20 protein-coding genes are annotated in these 17,144 nt (G+C 60.3%); 13 read left to right on the top strand and 7 right to left on the bottom strand.

Features of this window, described 5'->3' with window-relative positions:
• Positions 1-2 precede the first annotated feature (2 nt).
• From OBACDRAFT_RS21450 to OBACDRAFT_RS21390, 13 genes are all read left to right on the top strand, one after another.
• Positions 3-269: a DUF4177 domain-containing protein gene (locus OBACDRAFT_RS21450; RefSeq protein ID WP_043588958.1), complete on the top strand. Its 267-nt coding sequence runs from the start codon at positions 3-5 to the stop codon at positions 267-269.
• Between the two features lie 50 nt (positions 270-319).
• Positions 320-1,081: a hypothetical protein gene (locus OBACDRAFT_RS21445; RefSeq protein ID WP_043588957.1), complete on the top strand. Its 762-nt coding sequence runs from the start codon at positions 320-322 to the stop codon at positions 1,079-1,081.
• A 106-nt stretch (positions 1,082-1,187) separates the two neighbouring features.
• Positions 1,188-2,030, top strand: coding sequence for a DUF5131 family protein (locus OBACDRAFT_RS21440; protein WP_043589040.1), 843 nt, complete (start codon positions 1,188-1,190; stop codon positions 2,028-2,030).
• Entirely contained in the window at positions 2,027-2,935 is a 909-nt protein-coding gene (tcmP, locus tag OBACDRAFT_RS21435; RefSeq protein ID WP_052362353.1) for a three-Cys-motif partner protein TcmP, read from the top strand. Before OBACDRAFT_RS21440 ends, tcmP begins: the two co-directional genes overlap by 4 nt.
• Positions 2,936-3,013: 78 nt before the next feature.
• Positions 3,014-3,403 carry a hypothetical protein gene (locus tag OBACDRAFT_RS21430; RefSeq protein ID WP_043588956.1) on the top strand — a complete coding sequence of 130 codons (390 nt, stop codon included), beginning with the start codon at positions 3,014-3,016 and terminating at the stop codon, positions 3,401-3,403.
• A gap of 16 nt (positions 3,404-3,419) precedes the next feature.
• Positions 3,420-3,689, top strand: coding sequence for a hypothetical protein (locus tag OBACDRAFT_RS21425; RefSeq protein ID WP_043588955.1), 270 nt, complete (start codon positions 3,420-3,422; stop codon positions 3,687-3,689).
• A 118-nt stretch (positions 3,690-3,807) separates the two neighbouring features.
• On the top strand, positions 3,808-4,008 hold the full coding sequence (locus tag OBACDRAFT_RS21420) for a Pam3-gp28 family putative phage holin (RefSeq protein ID WP_043585305.1): 201 nt from the start codon (positions 3,808-3,810) through the stop codon (positions 4,006-4,008).
• 118 nt (positions 4,009-4,126) lie between these two features.
• Positions 4,127-4,402 (top strand): hypothetical protein, encoded by a 276-nt coding sequence (locus OBACDRAFT_RS21415; RefSeq protein ID WP_043588954.1) that lies wholly within the window; start codon positions 4,127-4,129, stop codon positions 4,400-4,402.
• On the top strand, positions 4,399-5,094 hold the full coding sequence (locus OBACDRAFT_RS21410; protein WP_043588953.1) for a hypothetical protein: 696 nt from the start codon (positions 4,399-4,401) through the stop codon (positions 5,092-5,094). Before OBACDRAFT_RS21415 ends, OBACDRAFT_RS21410 begins: the two co-directional genes overlap by 4 nt.
• Positions 5,087-6,019: a hypothetical protein gene (locus OBACDRAFT_RS21405; RefSeq protein WP_157837235.1), complete on the top strand. Its 933-nt coding sequence runs from the start codon at positions 5,087-5,089 to the stop codon at positions 6,017-6,019. Before OBACDRAFT_RS21410 ends, OBACDRAFT_RS21405 begins: the two co-directional genes overlap by 8 nt.
• Positions 6,016-6,234, top strand: a complete 219-nt coding sequence (locus tag OBACDRAFT_RS21400) for a hypothetical protein (protein WP_043588951.1) — start codon at positions 6,016-6,018, stop codon at positions 6,232-6,234. Before OBACDRAFT_RS21405 ends, OBACDRAFT_RS21400 begins: the two co-directional genes overlap by 4 nt.
• The gene (locus OBACDRAFT_RS21395; RefSeq protein WP_043588950.1) at positions 6,231-6,974 is read left to right on the top strand and encodes a hypothetical protein; all 744 of its coding nucleotides are present in this window, start codon (positions 6,231-6,233) and stop codon (positions 6,972-6,974) included. The genes OBACDRAFT_RS21400 and OBACDRAFT_RS21395 overlap by 4 nt, the downstream gene beginning before the upstream one ends.
• 18 nt (positions 6,975-6,992) lie before the next feature.
• Entirely contained in the window at positions 6,993-8,528 is a 1,536-nt protein-coding gene (locus tag OBACDRAFT_RS21390) for a phage portal protein family protein (RefSeq protein WP_043588949.1), read from the top strand.
• Between the two features lie 488 nt (positions 8,529-9,016).
• On the opposite strand, the gene OBACDRAFT_RS21385 is transcribed toward OBACDRAFT_RS21390, so the two are convergent.
• The 7 genes from OBACDRAFT_RS21385 to OBACDRAFT_RS21355 all read right to left on the bottom strand — a co-directional run.
• Positions 9,017-10,495: a hypothetical protein gene (locus OBACDRAFT_RS21385; RefSeq protein WP_043588948.1), complete on the bottom strand. Its 1,479-nt coding sequence runs from the start codon at positions 10,493-10,495 to the stop codon at positions 9,017-9,019.
• A gap of 9 nt (positions 10,496-10,504) precedes the next feature.
• Positions 10,505-10,948, bottom strand: a complete 444-nt coding sequence (locus OBACDRAFT_RS21380) for an ExbD/TolR family protein (protein ID WP_043588947.1) — start codon at positions 10,946-10,948, stop codon at positions 10,505-10,507.
• 28 nt (positions 10,949-10,976) lie between these two features.
• Entirely contained in the window at positions 10,977-11,399 is a 423-nt protein-coding gene (locus OBACDRAFT_RS21375; protein ID WP_043588946.1) for an ExbD/TolR family protein, read from the bottom strand.
• Between the two features lie 44 nt (positions 11,400-11,443).
• Positions 11,444-12,274 carry a MotA/TolQ/ExbB proton channel family protein gene (locus OBACDRAFT_RS21370; protein WP_043588945.1) on the bottom strand — a complete coding sequence of 277 codons (831 nt, stop codon included), beginning with the start codon at positions 12,272-12,274 and terminating at the stop codon, positions 11,444-11,446.
• Positions 12,275-12,645: 371 nt separating this feature from the next.
• Positions 12,646-13,506 (bottom strand): tetratricopeptide repeat protein, encoded by an 861-nt coding sequence (locus OBACDRAFT_RS21365; RefSeq protein WP_052362352.1) that lies wholly within the window; start codon positions 13,504-13,506, stop codon positions 12,646-12,648.
• Positions 13,507-13,554: 48 nt separating this feature from the next.
• Positions 13,555-16,476 (bottom strand): tetratricopeptide repeat protein, encoded by a 2,922-nt coding sequence (locus OBACDRAFT_RS21360; RefSeq protein ID WP_081722253.1) that lies wholly within the window; start codon positions 16,474-16,476, stop codon positions 13,555-13,557.
• Positions 16,477-16,722: 246 nt separating this feature from the next.
• Positions 16,723-17,144, bottom strand: a 422-nt coding sequence (locus tag OBACDRAFT_RS21355) for a DUF3418 domain-containing protein (RefSeq protein ID WP_043588944.1), incomplete at its 5' end; no start/stop codon positions are given.

Here is a 17,144-nt window from a genome sequence, read left to right as displayed (position 1 = left end):
CCATGAAAGAATACGCCGTTTCAGAACTCACGACCGGTTTTTTCACCGGTAACCTTAGTCAGAGCAAGCTCCAGCGAAAGCTGGATGACGCCGCTAAAGCGGGGTTCAAACTAGCCCGCACCATCCACGAAACGCGCCGCTCGATGCTCCTCTTTCGCCGGGAGGTGCACTACATGATTTTTGAACGCGACACGGATACCCATGCAGAACAGCAGTTGGAGCTACTGCGTCAGCTCGTGCGCATCAGCGGTCAGGAGCCTGCCGCCTGATCCAGCCCGCTTTTTTCTACCAGAAGCCATTCCCTCTCCAGCTAATCGTCATGAACTCTCTTCGCCTCCTGACTCTCGGCATGGCATGCGTTGCCACTGTCGGCGTAGCCATCGCTACCGAACCCTCCCCCGCCACCCCGGCTGTCGTCCCCGCCGCCAGTGAGCGCCCCGACATCACCCTCTTGGATGGTCGTGTGCTCAAGTCCGCCCGGATCATCACGAGCACGCCTGCCGCCGCCGTGGTGAAACACGAGGGAGGGGTGACCACGGTGGAGTGGCACCTGATGCCCGACGCTCTCCAAAAGCAATACGGCTACGATCCGGAGGTAGCAAAAACACATGAGAAGGAAACGCAGGCGAGGGTCCGAGCTTCCCGAGAAAAGGAACAAGCCAAGGCGGATTTAGAGGAATGCCGAAAGCTTGCCCATGCCGGAACGCTTGAGGTGTTGCAGGTGGTGCCGGGCGGCATTCTGGCCAAGGGGGTTGTTTATTATGGTCCACCCAAGACAACGCAGGCGATACAGTCCGCCAAGGGTAAGGGCATTGGGTTGGATTCTCACAAAATGGTTACCTACACATGGACCGAAACCGAAACAATGCGAGAGAGCCGTTGGGTTGACCGTATTTTTGTTGAGTGCGACACATCCGGTCTCGTGGACGGGCAATCCGTCAATAAGTTGCTGTGGCCCGATGGCATCTATTCCTACACCAACACGCTTGGCGCCGGGATGACGATCCCCCGCTACACGACGAGCGAGCAGAAGGCGGTGTTGCGGTTGAGGGCGGCAAGGACCAGCGATTCCGGGAGATAACTCGACACAGACTGCGTCATGCGTCCTACAGTGAAGCTTTTTGCGCGCAGGATTTCAACTAACGTGATTGCGCCTTGGGTTGGATGCGCACGATATTGTTTTGATCATGGGCAAGAACTCACAGATCGAGTGGACTCATCATACATTTAACCCTTGGTGGGGATGCGCCAAGGTGTCTCCCGCATGCGATCATTGCTATGCCGAGTCATGGGCGAAGCGAGTGGGCGAGGATGTTTGGGGGGCCAAGGCGGCCCGCCGCTTTTTCTCCGACAACCACTGGAAGGAACCGTTACGGTGGCATGCGGATGCCGTTGTTGCCAATGAGCGGGCGCGGGTGTTTTGTGCATCAATGGCCGACGTTTTTGAAAATCGCCGGGATCTAGATAGCAGTCGTGAGCGACTGTGGGGACTCATAGCTGAGACCCCAATGCTCGACTGGCTTCTTCTCACCAAACGTCCCCAGCTTGTTAAGCGTCTCGCCCCGTGGGGCGATCTCTGGCCAGACAATGTCTGGCTTGGAACAACCGTAGAAAATCAACGCTACGCTGACTTGCGCATCCCTCATCTTTTGGAAAACCCAGCCAAAGTGCGCTTTCTTAGCTGTGAGCCTCTTTTGGGTCCGGTTGACATTTCCAAGTGGGTAAAGGGAAATAAATCCTCTCCTATTTCTTGGATCATTGCTGGTGGAGAAAGTGGGGCCAAATCACGTCCCATGCACCCTGATTGGGCACGGGGGCTGCGTGATGCCGCTGAGGAATACGATATAGCTTTCCATTTCAAACAGTGGGGGCACTGGGCACCAATTGAAATTATCGAAGAGAGCATCAAGGGGGTGGTTGCCGTGAAATCTCATGACGGAACCGCCATACCCATGGCACCGTTAGGGAAGAAAGATGCTGGTCGTTTGCTTGACGGTGAGGTCTATGATGGGCTTCCTGCCATGGCATGACCGATCCAGATGCAGATGGGTGCCTCTTTGATATTAACAAATACCCGACTCGCCCTCTTCCCGTCTGGGTAAGCACACTGCAAAGGCGAGTTTGGACGGCAAGCAAGGCGCAGTTGATTCAGCGTTACCTGAAGCTATTCGTGATGATCACACATCACGGATACTACATTGATGCATTTGCCGGCCCCCAAAATGAGAATAGGGAATCATCGTGGGCTGCCAAGCAAGTGCTGGAAATGACACCAAAATGGTTCCGAAAATTCACCCTCTGTGAGATTGGCCAAAAAGGACTTGCCTGTCTCCGTGAGCTAAAAGAGGCAGAGGCGAAAGGCGACAACCGTCCTGTTGATATTGTCGCTGGTGACAGCAACACGGAACTGCCGCGTTATTTGGCGGCAAATCCGACCAAGGAAAAAATGGCAACGTTCTGCCTTCTCGATCAACGCACTACGGAATGCGACTGGGCGACGGTGCAGGCGGTTGCCCAGCATAAACAAGCTGGTCACAAAGTTGAGATTTTTTACTTTCTCCCATCATGGTGGTTTGAACGTTGCACCAAAAATCTAAAGAATCCTGATGTTGTTCTGAAGAGGTGGACGGGGTTGGAAGATTGGCGTCCTTTTGTGCAGGCAAAGCGCAAAGATCGTCCGTGGATGTTGGTTGAACGATTCAAACAGGAACTAGGCTACAAACATGCCAATTATTATCCCATCTACGAAGATGCAAAGAGTTCCAAGGTGATGTTCTACATGATCCATGGGACGGACCATGATGCAGCCCCACAACTCATGAGTCGCGCTTACAATGGAACCGAAGCGTTGGGGACATTGGTGACACAGGAGGAATGCGATTGGGTGAAAACACTTGCTCTTTCTTTTCCGTCTCAAGACCCCGTTTGGACTTAGACATTCTCCCGCGTCATCCTCCCCACCGGCCCCACGGCCTTTAGCCGTGGGGCTTTGTTTTGGGCAGAATGCGCGGGCATGCCGCCCGCCGACTTTTCCAGCCTTGCCCTGTTTGCCTCCAGCCAGCCCACGCCGCTCACATCTGAGTTTCAAACGGGGCTCATCTCGTCGCTGTCGATCGCGGCGCTGGCCTTGTCCGTCTGGGCATATTTCCGCCGGCGTCCGCCGGTGGATGCCGACCTGAGCCGGATCGAAGCCGACTTGAAGGCGCTGAAAGAACAGCACGCCGCACTGGTGGAAAAACAGGACAGGGAGGCGGCGGAGCAACGCAAGCAGACCGACGACCTGATCAACGGCGTGTATAAACGGATCGAAGCCGTGCAGTCCTCCTTCAACCGCAACTTCCAGACGATGGAGCGCGCCTTGGGCCGCATTGAGGGCGCCATCGAACGCAACCAACGCACCTGACCCACCCACCCGAACCATGAGCCTGATCACCACCAGCCAGCGCAACGATCTGCGCACCGCGCTCCTCTCCGAACTGACCGCCGCCCGCACGGTGGCACTCCCCGCCGAGGCACTGACGCGCCGCGTGATCCGCAGCAAGGTTTTGGATTTCGAACCAAGTGCGGAGGATGCCAACAAGGAAATCGACGCTCTTTTCCGCCGCGGCCTCATCACCTCCATCCCCGATCCGGTGACCGGCGTCCTCCACTACCAGGCCACGGCCGCCGGCGTGGCGGCCTGCCCATGACTCCTCTTCCGCGTGACGCCGTGCGCACCGCAGTGCCACGCGGGATCGTCAGAAAACATAACCCGCCGGGGAACGGTGCGTCCCCGGCGGTTCCCAACGTAAGTAAAAATACAATACCATGAGCAAAGACACGATCATCAAACTCATTCAGCAAGTCCTCACTTTCGGGGGCGGCTTTCTCACCAGCTCCGGGCTGGCTACCAGCACGGAAATCGTCACGGGCGCCGGCGCGGCCGCCACTCTCGTCGGTGTCATCTGGGTTATCGTCGCTCGCAAAAAGAGCGGCGAAAAAGTCAGCGACACCACCACCGACAACTAACCACCGGCAACGATGTGGGGTGCGCTCGAATGGTTTTTTCGCGCGGCTGCGGCCGCGCTTTATATCTATGCGCTGCGCTACCCTGACCGCATCGAGAGAGAATGCGAAGCCCTCGAAAATGAAATCACAACTCTACGCCGCAGCACTGCTGCTGCTGATCACGAGCGTGCCGATCGCCTGCATGAGCGGCTGCTCGTCAAGCGCCGCGTCGCAGCGGACGCTCTATCAGCCGCCCATCTTGCATCTCCGCGCCGGAAGGCCAATCCAGACAGCGGAAGGTCTATACACACCGCAAGTGGATGAACTCTGGCACTCGGGCGAGCGCTACGCCGCGCGCGAGCGCGAAGTTTGGGCACTCGCCGCCGCCTTGGCGGAAGAACGCAACAAACAATGACCACCGCCCGCACCGGTAAGATCGCCCGTCTGCCCCTCGTTATCCGCAACGAGGTCAATCGTCGTCTGGACGATGGCGAGCCAGGCCCGCGCATCATCGCCTGGCTGCACACGCTGCCGGAGGTATTGTCGGTGTTGGACGAGTATTTTGGCGAGGAACCCATCTCCGCACAAAATCTCAGCGAGTGGCGGCAAGGCGGCTACAAGGAATGGCGCGAGCGACGCGAACAACTCGACCGCACCAAGGGGCTCGCGGACTACTCGCTGGCCCTCGCGGAGCGTAGCGGCGGAAGCACTACGGAGGGCGCCACGGCCATCGCCGGCGGCCAACTCCTCATGATTTTCGAAAGCTTGGATGTGGAGGCACAGAAAAAACTGTTGTCGAAAAAACCGGGCACCTACCTCGGCCTTGTGGATGCGCTCGCCCGGCTGCAAAAGAGTCAGGCGGACGCAAAGAAGGCGCGGATGTCGGAGCGGACAATCGAGCAAAATGAGCGGCGACTGGCGCAGAATGATCGCAAGCTGGCATTGGAGGAAATCAAGGTGCAGCGGGCGACGGCGGAGATGTTTTTGAAATTTTATTCCGACCGGAAGGCGGCGGAAATCGCCGAAGGCAAGGCGAAGCCGGCGGTGAAGGTGGAACAATTGCGCTTGCACATGTTTGGTCCGGTGGAGGAGGCAAGTAATGGGTAAGGCTAAAACAAGCCCCCCCTCTCCCCCCCAGACTGGTGTGGTGCCGTTTCGTGCGTACCAGAGGGCTGGGTTTCGACATCCACTGCGCCGTCTCGGTTACGTGTGGCGAAGGCAGGGAGGGAAGAGCTATTTGTTGAGCAACGAGGCGCTGGATTGGATGATGGAGACGCCGGGTGTGCTCACGTCGATCATTTCGGCGGCCATTGCACTGGGCACGGAAATTATCGTGAAGGAGGCGCAGTCGTGGCGCGATCATCTGGCGAAGCTCAAGGCGGTAGCGGCAGCGAATGCACTGAAGCTGGAGACCAACGCCGACGACATCGACTTCGACGGTTTCTGCGATCTGTTCGAGCATTCCAAACTGGAGGCGAAGTTGTGGCATGATCGCACGACGTGCAGTCGCACGCGTGTGATCGCGCCGAATCCAAACACGGCGGTCGGCTGGACAGGACACATCATCGGCGACGAGTTTGGACGGTGGCCGAATTGTCAGGAAGTCCTCGAAGCGATCGAGCCGTTCATGGAGTCGAACCCGCAATTCCGTCTCCGCCTCGCCACCACGCCGCCGCCCGACGACAAGCACTATTCCTACGAGATGCTTTTGCCGCCGGAGGGCACGGAGTTCACTCCCAACGCGGCGGGCAATTTTTACAAATCAGACTACGGTCTGATGATCCACCGGGTGGATGCTTGGGATGCCGCGCTTGCTGGTGTGTTAATGCACCATCCCGACACGGGCGAGAAGATCACGCCTGAACAACACCGGGCGCTGGCCTTCGACAAGACGGCCTGGGATCGCAACTACGGCCTGAAGTTCATCGCGGGTGGCACGGCCGCCGTCAGCCTAATGGCCATTGGTCGCGCCATGGCGCTCGGCAAGGGCACCTGCGTCGGAGCCAACATCACGGAGGCAGTAGTGGAATGATCACGAAACTCGATCGCGCAGTTGTCCGTTACTGCCACCTGCTCAAGTCCGCACCTCCCGACGAAGATCACGGCTGGGTGGCGTGGATGGACAAGCTGGATCGTGCCCGTTTCGACGTGCTCAACCTACTGTTCAAACGCCAACGCTATCGCCGGATGCGTTGCCGCAAAGCCTGGGTCAACAAAGCCAACCCCCATCGTCCGCCCCTCGCATGAAGCCGTCCCGCCGAGTTAAAACCGTCAACGTCGCCGACATTCTTCCGGTGGATTGGCAGAGCTGTTTTTCGCCGGAACATCCGCGCATCGGTCTGGGCTTGGACATCGCCACCACGACCAAGGACAAGAGCAACCCCAGTTCGTTGTCCGTCTGCCAGCAAGTGGCGCTGAGCTACTACATGCGGCTCGTGTTGCGGTGGAAAACGGCTGATCCCGCCGTCACCAAGGCAATCCTTCGCACGATTTTGACCGGACTCCCGCATGGCCTGCGGGCAAGGCGGCTCTGCATCGACGCGACCAGCGAACGCTTCTTCGCCGCGCAACTGCGACGTGAGTTTGCCGGACTCGTCCCGGTGGAACTTGTCGTCGCCAGCGAGACGATCGAGCACATGGGCGAGAGCATGACGATGAAGTCCTATCTTGGTAATTTATTTACCAATACAATCGAGGACGGATACCTTGCGCTCCCGCCATGCGAATGGATCAAGACTGACATCCGCCTCGTGTCGCGGGATCGCGGCAGTTTCGTGGCGGCAATCGCGGAGGACGGCGGACACGGCGACGTGTGGGACGGCGGCAAACTCGCCCTGCATGCCCTCATGTCGAAATCCGGCCGGGCGGATGCGCATGGCGCTCCAACCGGCACCCTCGGCGTCAACCGCGGCGCGGTGCGCGCCGGCGTCCGCAATCCATGGGCGAAAAAATTTCAAAAACGGGGCGGCATCATCCGTCCCATCTAACCAGAGGACACACACATCATGCTTACACTCAAAGAACGCGCTCAGGCCATTAGCCGTTACCTCGCTTCGCTGCTCCCTCTCCGCCGGGTGACGCTGTTCAACAACCGCGCCATCCCCACTTCAATCGCGTCCACGCTGACCGTGGACGATGTGCATGACACCTTCCGGGCCGCCGAGGGCGGTGACGTGACGCGGCTGTTTCAGCTCTATCAGGAAATCATCGCATCCGATTCTCACCTCCAGGGCCGCTTCGCCGATCGCAAAGAGGCCGTCACCAGCGACACCCTCAGCATCCAGCCGTGGGATAAAAAGAATCCCGATGATGTCATCGCCGCCGCCGTCATCGAAGCAATGATCGCCGATTATCCAAAATGGGAGAACGCCTGCGCCCATTTGTTGGATTCCGTGCTCTGGCCGGTTTCGCTTCTGGAAAAAACCTTCCGCCTCAGTTCGAAGCCGGGCCTGCGTTACGAGTTGGCCGAACTCACGTCCGTTCCTTACCAGTTGCTTTCCTACACGTCGGGGGAGTTGGAGATTTTGCCCACCAACACAGAAGGCTGGCCAGTCGGCCCCGGAGGACAAAAGCCCGAGGAAGGCCGCTACATCATCCATCGGGGACATCTACTTTCACTACCCGACAACTGGGGCGGTCCCATGCGTTCGATCGTGTTCTGGTGGTTGCTTTCCATGATGGATCGTGACTGGTGGGCGCGCTTTCTTGATCGCTACGGCGGCCCTTTCCTCGTCGGCAAGTATGACCAGGCCGATGATGATTCCCGCGCAGTGCTGTTGTCGGCGTTTCAGTTTTCTCAGAAAATGGGTGGTCTCGTCATTAGCAAGGAAACCGAGGTCGAAATCAAGCAGGCCGCCGCCAACGACAGTGGCGCCGCCTACCAGACATTCCTCGAACTGTGCAACCGCGAGAAATCAAAGCTGATCCTGGGTGAAACCCTCAGTTCCGATGCGCAGGCCACCGGCATGAACTCCGGCACCTCCGATGCCCAGGCCAGCAAACGCCAGGACAAGCGCCAGTCCGACGCCCGCCGTCTGGCCGCCACCCTGCGACATCAACTCTTCACGCAATACCTCCGCATCAATGGCTACCGAGGCCGGGCGCCACTGGCCGTATGGGGATCGCTGGAGGCGGATGAAACCGAGGCCACGGGCTCGCTTATCAGTTCGCTTGCCGCCGGCGGGCTTCGGATCGCGGATTCCGGCTTGGAAACCATCAGTGAACGCATCGGCCTCCCGATCGAGCGCATGCCGTCTGCCCCCGCCCCTGGTCCCTTCGTTGCCTTCGCGTCGCCAGGAGCGCCTCTGATCGACCCAACCAATGCGATCGCCCAGACTGCGGCGCCCGAGTGGGCAAAAACACTCCGGGGAGACCTGGCACCCATCCGCGACATCATCATGAACGCCCGGACGCCTGCCGAGGCCATCGATGGCGTGCAAGCGTTCTGTGCGGCGAAGTTCGATCCATCGCGTTCGGCTCGCGTGATGGAAGAGGCGATGATGGCGATCACCGCCAACGGCGTCGCCAGTCGGGCACGCTGACCCGTTTCAAACATTTCGCACACGTCACGCGGGGCTGGTGTTTCAAACATTCACCGCCCCGCTCGCTTTTGGAGCCGTCTCCCAGCGGGCAAATCGCACCAAATCAGGCCAGATCGCACTATTTCAAACATTCTGCTCGGTGCTGTTGAACAAATCCATAATTTATTCATATAATTGTAATTATGTAATTTAGAGCCGTTTCATTTAAACTATAGCCATTCAATACCTGGTAGGGAGGCCTCTCCGAGGCCTCCGCCGAGAATGCGAAACTCGTAGGTGCTTGGAGCGTGGTTTCGGAGGCCTCGGAGAGGCCTCCCTACCGGGAAGACGATGGCTACAACTCAACTGAAAACGCTCTAAATCCGATCCCTCCGCGCCCCCGCGACTCCGCGACTCCGCGTGAGATTTGAATTTTGCGACAGATTGAACCCAAAATACTCGAACTCACCCAGTGAGGCGTCCAATGAAGAAAGCGTGCCCCCCCTGCTCTATTTGTTGGCTTCGGCGGCGCGGCGCTTGAGTTCTTCGAGGCGCTTGGTCGTAAGGAGTTCGAAACGACCGTTGTTGCGGCTCGCTACTTTGCCGAGGTTCTCCATCGGTTCCTTGGGTTGCTCGTTGGGTCCGACAAAGAGAAATACGTTGATGGTGGCCCGCTTGGGCACAAGCGCGGCCTGGAGTCGGGAAATGTAATTGTAGTTCTCCGAAAAAGGTTCGTTGGCGTGCTCAACGTAACCGACCCAGCCAATGGTTTTGCCGTCTTTGTCGGTCCAGCCAGTGCCGTCGAGTTTGATGCTGTAACCGAGTTTGGTGAGTTCGGCCTGGAAGTCTTTTTGGAAGATGCGTTCGGGGACGCGGGCCACAAGGGGTTGTTTGCCTTGGGCCTTAAGTTTTTCGTTGATGGCATCGAGTTCGCGGCGGGCTTTGGCGTAGGCGGCGCGGCGGGCCTCCATGGCGGCTTTGATGTCGGGGATGCCGCGTTTTCTGAGGTCGTCCACTTTTTCGTCGTAGGCGCGTTTGCGCTTGGCGAGTTCGGCGTCGGTGGCGCGTCGCCATGTGGTGCCTTGGCTGCCGGTGATGATGTAAACGGTGTCAGGCTGCATTTCGAGGGCCATGTGCAGGGCGTAGGCCCAGTCGGGAGCTTTGAAGAGGGGGTCGATGCCGGCGTTGGGGGGGAGGGGCTTGGGTTTGAAGAAGGAACTGCGGGGGACGGATTGGATGCCGGTGCGTTTGGCGTCAGTGTTGATGGGGGTCAGCCAGCGGAAAAAGTCTTCTTTGTTGGCAACGTTGGCGGCCATGAGTTCGCCGCGATAGGCGGCCACGCGTCCGCGACTGCCGTAGGCGCCGGTCTCGAAGAGGACGACGCCAAACTCGGCGGAGGGGGGGAGGCTGTTGACGAGTTGCATGATCTGCTCGCGGATGATTTGGAATGCAGGGAAGCCGCCTTTGCGGATGTCCATGAGCTCGGTGCCAATATCGAGAACGAAGACGATTTTGCTGACGTTCTGGCTGGTCATGCCGAGGAAGGAGAGGGACATGAAGCCGCGTCCGCCGAGGCTGGTGTTGCCGACGCCGCCCATGCCGCCACCCGTGCCGGCACCGATGTCCACACCGGAGCCGAAGCCCCCAAAACCGCCCGCGCCCATGCTGGGCAGGTCGGGCATCTCGGGGAGTTGGAGCGCGCCTTCGGCACTGGAATAGATGCGGTTGGCCGAGATGGGAGTGCTGCTGCTGGCGGTGGCGCTGCTTTTGCGGGCGACCTGAAGGCGGTGTTCGATTTGTTTTTGCGCGGTGGACTCGGTGGCGGCGGCGGCCTCGAATTTTTTCTTCGGCTTGAGGATTTGCTCCTGCACGACAAATGCGCCCGCGATAAGGATCAGGATGACGTGGATGATGACGGTAACAAGCAGGGGGACGCTGCTGGTGACGCGTTCGATGAGTGTTTTTTTGGCACGAGGGGGGACGCTCATGGGATTTGGTTACAGTTCCGCGTCGGCGGTGAAGGTGACGTTGGTGATGCCGGCGACGGCGAGGGCGTTGAGGACGTCGATGGTGCGGTAGTAGGGGGACTCGGGGTGGCTGACGAGGGTGACGACGACTTTGCTCTTGGCGGCGTCGCTCGATTCTTTGAGGCGCATGAGGGTGCCGGTGAGTTGGGGCATTTCGTGGCTGGCTGCGTTGTCGTAGGTTTCGTCGTTGAGGGTGACTTCGCCGGCTTCGTCTATGATGAGGATTTGCTCGTCAACAAACTCGGCGGTTCCGCTCGCCACGGCCACGCCGGGGAGTTTGGTCTGGAGGATGTGTTCGATGCGGATTTGCGCGGCCAGCGCCATAAAGAAGATAAGCAGCACGAGCATCACGTCGAGCATGGGGGCGATCTGGAAGCCAACGTCGGGATTGGCGGTGTGGGCGGGAAGGCGCATGGAAGGGAAAAAGCTGTTTAGCTTTTTTTCATCGGTTCATGGTGGCGAAAGTGATGTCCACGATGCCGGCTTTGGCGGCGGCTTCGATGACTTGGTTGATGTAACTGACGGGGGTTTCGTTGTCGGCTCGGATGAGGACGCGGACCTTGGGATCGGCCTTGAGGTGCCGGGCAAGGCGGGGAATGACCGCCTCGAAATTAACCGGCTCTTCTTCGTAGGTGATTTGCGCGGCGTGCGCGTCAGGCTTCCACGCGATGTTGAATACGAGTTCGCTTTGGGAGTCCTCCTTCTTGTTGGCGTCGGGCGCAACGGGAACCTGAATCGCAGGGTCGTATCGACTCACCGCCGTCGCCGTGATGCTCATGAAGAAGATGAGCAGCACGAGCATGACGTCGAGCATGGGGGCGATCTGGAATTCGGGCTCGCCTTCGCCGCCTGCACTGCTGGCCATGGTGGTAGTGGGTTAGGGTTGGGTGTTCAGGGTTCGGAGGAGGATTAGCTGGCGGTGTCGGGGGCGGCTTCGGCGGCGGGTTGCTCGCGCTGTTCGGTTTGGGGACGGAGCCAGTTGGGGAGGCCGGCGTAGGTTTCGCCGCCGGTAAACTCGACGTGTTCGAGGTGCTCGTAGGGGAATTTTCTAAAAAGGTCGGTCGCGGCGATGGAGAGTTCGTGGATGACGCGCGTGACGCGGTTGCGTATCAGATAATAGAATACGAAGGCGGGAATCGCCACCGCCAGTCCGGAGGCCGTGGCGTGAAGCACGTGTCCGATGGCCCCGGAGAGTTTGGAGGGGTCGGCGGCTCCGGCCTGGCTCATGGAGGCGAAGGCCGAGATCATGCCGATCACCGTGCCGGTGAGTCCGATCATAGGGGCGATGACGCCGATGACGGAGAGGTAGGCGATGCGGTTTTGGTAACTGGTGTTTTCGCCGACGATGGCAATGGCCATGGCGTCCTCGGCGGCTTGTTTGCCGTTGGGCGAGTGGCGGAGGCCGGCGTGGATGACGTTGGCGAGGGGCGAGGGGTGTTGTTCAGTCCAGGTGAAGGCGTCCTGGTAGGCTCCGTCGCGGAATTGCTGCCGAAGGGTGGCAACGGCGGCGGGGCGGATGCATTGTTTGTGCGCCGTCTTGAGATAGAGGTCGATCACGAGGTAAACGATGACCGCGGAGCAGAACCAGAGCGGGATGATGGAGGGGGCGCTGAGTTCGGCGAGGAGGGACTTGGTCTTGACGGTCGTCTCGGCAGCGGCGCCGTTGGCGGTTTGTTGCGCGAGGGCGGTAATCGGGGCCAGCGCCGCGAGGGCGGTGGCGATGTGGCGGGGGAGGTTCATGATGAAATTAAGAATTAAGAATTAATAATTAAGGGTGGTTCTAAAAATCAGAAATTACACAGAGATCACAGAGAAGGCACAGAGTTTAGGGAGGACAAAACGACTTTGCTCTTTTTTCCGTAAGAAATATTATTTTATTTATAATAAATGAATTACAGAGACATTCATTCGCGAGGAAAATGTCCTTCCACCGGACAGGCCTCCCCAAACTCTGTGCCTCCTCTGTGTCCTCTGTGTAATTTTTAGAAGTTCCCTGAAGCGGACGGGGAGTGACGGTGTTGATTGTTGCTGGGGAACAGGGGGGGGGGGGGCCATTGGAATTGGTTGAGGAGGACATATGCGTAGGTCTGTAATTTTTAATTATTAATTTTTTATAGTCCGGATTCGGCTTTGGCGGCGGTGGCTTGCGGGGTGGTTTTGTAGTTGTCGAGGAGGTCGAGGTAGGCGCGTTCGGCGCGGTCTTTGTCGCCGTAGCCTTTGTAGGCGCGGGCACTGCCAAGGAGGGCGGCGGGCATGAGATCGTCGAGCGTGCCAAAGAGGGCAGGGATGCGCAGGTAGGCGTCGAGGGCTTCTTCGTAGGCATTGCGTTTCATGGCGAGGTCGCCGCGAAGGAGCCAGGCGCGGGCTTTGACAGTGCCGGGGGCGTCACGAACGATTTCGTTGAGCATGGCGACGGCCATCTCGGGACGTCCGGAGCGGATGTCGAGTTCGGCAAGGGCGAGTCTGGCTTCTCCAATGGCTTCCGGGTCGGTGGAGGTGCTCATTATTTCGCGGGCGGCGGCACGGATGCGCGCAGGGGCTTCCTCGGCGGCCTTGGGATCGGCTTTGGTGTTGGGGGGGAGGAGGAGGGCGCGGAGGCGCAGGATGGCTGCTTCGCTCCAATAGGAGCCGGGGAGTTTGGAGAAGGGGGCAAACTGGCGGTAAACGGGTTCTATTTTGTAGAGGGCTTGTGCGGATTGTCCGCTGGTGATGAGAGCGGCGGTTTCAGCGAGTTCGGGTGGTTCGGGAAAATCGAGCCGGGCGATGTTGGCGATGGGGAATCGGCGTTCGGCTGCGCCGTCAGCAAGGGCTTGCACGAGGTCGGCGCCGGAAACTTTGACCGCAGCGGCGGGGACGGCGGCTCCGTTGTCGAGGATGTAGGTTTGGGCGTGAATAAAAAAAGCTGAAAAGCTAAAAACTAAAAAGCTGAAAAAGGAGCGGGGGGGGGGGAGAGCGGAGCGAAGGTGTTTCATGGTGCTTTGGGTCGCCTTATTTTAGCTTTTTAGCTTTTCAGCTTTTTTTTATTCGAGGACGGCGAGGCGTTGGCGGGCGGTGGCGGTTTCGGGGAGGGAGGCAAGGCGTTCCTGCCGGAGCATTTCGCGGAGGGTGTTGATGGCTTCCTGCTTTTGGCCGAGTTTTTCAAAGGCGTCGGCACTGCCGAGGTAGGATTTGGCGACCCAGGGAGTCCATTTTTTGTAGGAGATGTAAACGCGCTGGAAGCGGGCCTGCGCTTGGGCGAGGTCTTCGGGGGTGCCTCGTTTGAGGAATATCTGGCCGAGGGAATAGACGCTCTCGGCGGTGGCTTCGCCGCGCCAAGTGCGGTTGCCGGCGACTTGTTCGTAGAGGTCTTTGGCGTCGTCGAGGCGGTTGAGAAGGAGGAGGGCGCGGGCGCGGCCAAGGGTGGCGTCAAGGAGTTTGAAGCGGGCTCCGGCGAGGTCGATGGCGTTGTTGAATTGCTGGAGGGCGTCTTCGCCGTTGCCGTCGCGGAGGGCAAGCTGGCCGAGGCCGGCGTAGCCGAAGTCGGCAAATATGGACTTGGGGTAGGCGGTGACGATGCGGGTGTAACAGGCGCGGGCGAGGTCGGGGGCGGGCGGGGTTTTGGCGAGCATGTGGTCGCCGAGTTTGCCGAGGATGCCGGGGGGGAGGGTGTCGATGGGATAGAGGGCGGCAAGGCGGTCGAGGATTTCAGCGGAGCGGGCGGGGTTTTTGCGGAAGTTGGCAATCTCGGACTGGACGAAGAGGGCGCGGGCCTGCGCGGTGGGGTTTTGACGGACGGAGCCGTTGACGAGGAGTTCTTTGTCAACGCGGGCAAAGAGTTGGTCGAGCGTGGGGACGGTGGGTTTGGGCTGGCCGCGGATGGCGCGGGGGGGGCGGGCGATGAGGGCGGAGAGTTCGACGAGGAGGCGTTCAACGGAGTCGCGGTCGGGTTCGGTGATGTAGCGGGCGGCGATTTCGGAGACGCGGGTGAGGGCGGCGTCGGTGCGGCCAAGGCGGGTGTTGAGGCGGGCGATCCAGTAGGCGGCGTTGATGGTGAGGGGGTGGTCGGGGTGCTCGCGGGCGAAGTTTTCCCAGAGGGCAATGGCGGATTCAAAGTCGCGGGTGCTTTGGTAGAGGCGGGTGAGTTCGTCGAGGATGTAGCCGAGTTGGTCGTCGGAGAGGGAGTATTCGAGGGCGGTGCGGTAGGCGGTGATGGCTTCGGGGGTGCGTCCGAGGGTGGCAAGGATGTCGCCTTGGAGGGAGGCGACTTCGCCGCGCTGGGGGTTGCCGGGTTCGGCGGTGGCGAGCCAGTCTTGGGTGCGTTTGAGGGCGGCGTCGTTGTTCTGGCGGGCGTAGTCGGTGGCGGCGAGGCGGTAGGCGGCGTCGGAGGCAAAGCGTCCGGCGGGGTAGGTTTTGAGGTAGGTTTCGATCTGGCCGGCGGCGTCGGTGATGCGGCCTTCGGCGAGAGTGGCCATGGCGCCGAGGTAGGTGGCGTCTTCGCGGAATTTGGCTTGGGAGCCGGTGTAGGTGGCGAGGTATTCGCGGCAGGTTTGACCGGCCTCGGCGTAAAGGCCGGAGCTGAAGAGGGCGTTGGCCTTCATCATGGTCATGGGCTCGGCGAGTTCGGATTGGGAGAAGCGTTTGGTGGCGATGCCGAGGAATTCGAGTTGGGTGGCGAGGAGTTTGCGTTGCCCGGCGGCCATGGCGGCGAGGTAGAGGGCCTGGGGGGCGAACTGGCTGTTGGGGTAGGCGTTGATGAAGCGTCCGGCGGCGGCGGAGGTTTTGTCGAAGCGTCCGGCGTCGGAGTAGGCGCGGACGAGGCCGTAGTAGGCGTTTTCGCGTTCGGGGGCAGTGGGGTGGCGGGTAATGATTTCTTCAAAAACGATGGCTGCTTCCCAAGCGCCGCCGCGTTGCTGGAAGGCGGTGCCGAGGCGGAAGAGGAGGGTGGCGTCGTAGTTTTTGAGTTTTTCGATTTCGGCGGCTGCAGTCTTGATTTGGTCGAGGCGGGCTTGGGCGCGGCGGAGGGCGTCGAGGGTGGAGGCGTCGGCGGTGGTGAGGAGTTTGGCGCGTTCGATGCCGGTTTCGAGGCGGCGGGTGCGGTGGGACTGCTGGCGGAGGAGTTCGGCTTTGTCGAGGACGGTGCGGTAGGCGGTGAGCGCTCCGGCGGGGTCGCCGGCAGCGAGGAGGGCGTCGCCGAGTTGGAGGCTGAGGATGTTGAGGCCGGCGAGGTTATCGACGAGGGGGAGGTCTTTGCGAAGGAGGTCGAGGCCGTTGCGGGCGTCGGGGAGTTTTTTCTGCTGGATGCGGATGGAGATGAGGGAGAGGGCGGCGTCGGCCCAGTCGCGGTCGTGCGCAGCGGTGGTGAGGAGGCGGGTGTAGGTGGCGGCGGCGGTCTCGAGCTGGCTGGCTTGCTGGGCGGACATGGCTCCGTAGAGGAGGGCTTTGTCGCGGTGGGCAATGGATTGCTCGGCGGCGCGGAAGATGGGGATGGCGTCGGCGTATTTTTGTTGGAGGGCGAGGCTGAGGCCGTGGATCATGCGGGCCTCGGCGCGTTGGGAGTCGGTGGCGTCGCGGTTTTTGGGGTCGGCGAGTTGTTGGGCGATGGCGATGGCGCGGGGGAAGTTTTGCGATTGGAAGTGGGTGGTGGCGGCGGTGAGGCGGATGCGGTTGATGTCGGCGCCTTGGGGGAGTTTTTCGCCTTCGGCCACGCGGCTGAGGACGCGGTCAAGGAGCGCGGCAGCGTCGGCGGGGCGGCGTTGGGTGATGTTGTTCTCGGCTTCGGCGAGAATCTGGGGGAAGGGGATTTGGGGGATGACGGGGGCGGCGGGTTTGGCTTGGGCGAAGGTGGAGGGGGGGGCAAGTAGGAAGGCGGGGGCGAGCAGGAGGAGCGTGGTCGTAAGCGCGACAGCTACGCGACGGGTGCGGGCGGGCCGGTGGGTGTTGTTGAAGCGGGGACAGGCAAGCATGAGGGGGGAGTTGGGGAGCGTTGGATTTTAACTGGGCACGTCAATGCCGGAGCGGCAAAAAATTGCAGCAGAATGTTTTTTTTCTGCTTCAGATGGTTTCCTGAAACCATCTGAAGCAGAACTTGATGCCGTGTTGGGACGCCCAAACGGCGTATTGGGGGCCCCCAATGGAGTTTTGGGAGTTCCGGATGGAGTTCGGGGAGCTACAAATGGGGCGTTGGAGCATCTAATAATGAATCTTTGGTATCAGCGCGCCTTTCGCACACCGCCGAACAGGCCGTCCAGCGCCCCAAAGCTTTTGAGCGGCGGCGCTTTTTTTTCCTCCGGTTTCGTGATCGGGGAGGCCACGATGGGGGCCGGCTCCCCTGCCCTGCCGCCCGCATCGCCCGCGCCGTTCGCACCGCCGCGCCGCCATGCGGCAATCAGCCGGTCGAGTTTTACGGGAGAAATGGGTTCGGTGGTGCCGAGTTCTTGCGCGAACAGGCTCACTCGCAGTTCTTCGACGAGCCAGCGCAGGGTGTCGCGCGCGGCGGGAGGGAGGGGGGATGGGTCGCGGGTGAGCTGGGCTTCGTAGGGGGCGAGGTTGCGGGCGCGGTCGGCGTCCTTTGCCTGGTTTTGGCGCCAGCGGTCGGCGCGTAGTTTCATTGCCCGCAGGTAGCGGGGGAGTG

This window comes from Geminisphaera colitermitum TAV2 (genome assembly GCF_000171235.2).
Taxonomy (GTDB): Bacteria; Verrucomicrobiota; Verrucomicrobiia; order Opitutales; family Opitutaceae; genus Geminisphaera; species Geminisphaera colitermitum.
Note: the sequence above shows the minus strand (reverse complement) of the source record. Positions and strands in the feature narration are given on the sequence as shown.

Excerpts from the sequence above, each read along its gene's own strand:
- OBACDRAFT_RS21400 (WP_043588951.1), top strand. The coding sequence starts at position 6,016 with ATGATCACGAAACTCGATCGCGCAGTTGTCCGTTACTGCCACCTGCTC.
- OBACDRAFT_RS21415 (WP_043588954.1), top strand. The coding sequence starts at position 4,127 with ATGAAATCACAACTCTACGCCGCAGCACTGCTGCTGCTGATCACGAGC.
- OBACDRAFT_RS21375 (WP_043588946.1), bottom strand. The coding sequence starts at position 11,399 with ATGGCCAGCAGTGCAGGCGGCGAAGGCGAGCCCGAATTCCAGATCGCC.
- OBACDRAFT_RS21365 (WP_052362352.1), bottom strand. The coding sequence starts at position 13,506 with ATGAAACACCTTCGCTCCGCTCTCCCCCCCCCCCGCTCCTTTTTCAGC.
- tcmP (WP_052362353.1), top strand. The coding sequence starts at position 2,027 with ATGACCGATCCAGATGCAGATGGGTGCCTCTTTGATATTAACAAATAC.
- OBACDRAFT_RS21450 (WP_043588958.1), top strand. The coding sequence starts at position 3 with ATGAAAGAATACGCCGTTTCAGAACTCACGACCGGTTTTTTCACCGGT.
- OBACDRAFT_RS21390 (WP_043588949.1), top strand. The coding sequence starts at position 6,993 with ATGCTTACACTCAAAGAACGCGCTCAGGCCATTAGCCGTTACCTCGCT.
- OBACDRAFT_RS21440 (WP_043589040.1), top strand. The coding sequence starts at position 1,188 with ATGGGCAAGAACTCACAGATCGAGTGGACTCATCATACATTTAACCCT.
- OBACDRAFT_RS21405 (WP_157837235.1), top strand. The coding sequence starts at position 5,087 with ATGGGTAAGGCTAAAACAAGCCCCCCCTCTCCCCCCCAGACTGGTGTG.
- OBACDRAFT_RS21425 (WP_043588955.1), top strand. The coding sequence starts at position 3,420 with ATGAGCCTGATCACCACCAGCCAGCGCAACGATCTGCGCACCGCGCTC.
- OBACDRAFT_RS21395 (WP_043588950.1), top strand. The coding sequence starts at position 6,231 with ATGAAGCCGTCCCGCCGAGTTAAAACCGTCAACGTCGCCGACATTCTT.
- OBACDRAFT_RS21360 (WP_081722253.1), bottom strand. The coding sequence starts at position 16,476 with ATGCTTGCCTGTCCCCGCTTCAACAACACCCACCGGCCCGCCCGCACC.
- OBACDRAFT_RS21370 (WP_043588945.1), bottom strand. The coding sequence starts at position 12,274 with ATGAACCTCCCCCGCCACATCGCCACCGCCCTCGCGGCGCTGGCCCCG.
- OBACDRAFT_RS21430 (WP_043588956.1), top strand. The coding sequence starts at position 3,014 with ATGCCGCCCGCCGACTTTTCCAGCCTTGCCCTGTTTGCCTCCAGCCAG.
- OBACDRAFT_RS21410 (WP_043588953.1), top strand. The coding sequence starts at position 4,399 with ATGACCACCGCCCGCACCGGTAAGATCGCCCGTCTGCCCCTCGTTATC.
- OBACDRAFT_RS21445 (WP_043588957.1), top strand. The coding sequence starts at position 320 with ATGAACTCTCTTCGCCTCCTGACTCTCGGCATGGCATGCGTTGCCACT.
- OBACDRAFT_RS21420 (WP_043585305.1), top strand. The coding sequence starts at position 3,808 with ATGAGCAAAGACACGATCATCAAACTCATTCAGCAAGTCCTCACTTTC.
- OBACDRAFT_RS21380 (WP_043588947.1), bottom strand. The coding sequence starts at position 10,948 with ATGCGCCTTCCCGCCCACACCGCCAATCCCGACGTTGGCTTCCAGATC.
- OBACDRAFT_RS21385 (WP_043588948.1), bottom strand. The coding sequence starts at position 10,495 with ATGAGCGTCCCCCCTCGTGCCAAAAAAACACTCATCGAACGCGTCACC.